General features: G+C 31.3%; 1 protein-coding gene. It reads right to left on the bottom strand.

Features of this window, described 5'->3' with window-relative positions; genetic code table 11:
* Positions 1-340 precede the first annotated feature (340 nt).
* On the bottom strand, positions 341-651 hold a 311-nt coding region (locus EII29_RS12950), incomplete at its 5' end, for a hypothetical protein (RefSeq protein ID WP_233573336.1).

The following is a 651-nucleotide window of genomic DNA, read 5'->3' as shown; positions in this document are numbered from 1 at the left end:
CCTTGGTATGGTAATCCAATAGGTTTACCTTTTCTGATTTTCTTCTCGTCTAAACTAAGCATTATTTATTGTCTTTCTAGTTTGGTAAAATTTATTCCAGTTTTCTATAAGTTCCAGCAACTTAGGTTCATCATATTCGGTAAATAGTTCAACCTGTGATGTAAACCAGCAGTGTAGACAGCGATCGCAACTATAACAGATGTTCACGTATCCTCTACAATCTTTGCAAACTCCTAAACCATTACTCATTGGTATATCGAAGCAGTGGCAATATCTTTTGTCATTAAAGTATTTTTGTTTCATTGTTACCTTTCTAGTTTATTCTATACCTTATTATAAGCTATTTCTTTTTATTTATCAAGCGATAAGTCCCATAGACTACTAATAAAATAATTGTTATTATAAATAGCGGTGGAATGAATACAGTTATCGCAAACCAAACAATAGATATTAAAGTATAGATCATGATTTTTAGTATTAATTTACCAGCAGGAGTTTCTTGAAAGGTTATATCCTCATCTAATGATGAATCATCTTCTTTCGAATTGCCGTAAAATATTTTGTCTTCATTTACTTCGTACTTGTTACCGCAATAATCACATTTACCATTAGTGAAACTTGAAGACCCACAGGTTACGCATTGTATTAAAA

This window comes from Leptotrichia sp. OH3620_COT-345 (assembly GCF_003932895.1).
GTDB lineage: Bacteria > Fusobacteriota > Fusobacteriia > Fusobacteriales > Leptotrichiaceae > Pseudoleptotrichia.
This window is presented reverse-complemented; position numbering and strand designations above follow the sequence as displayed.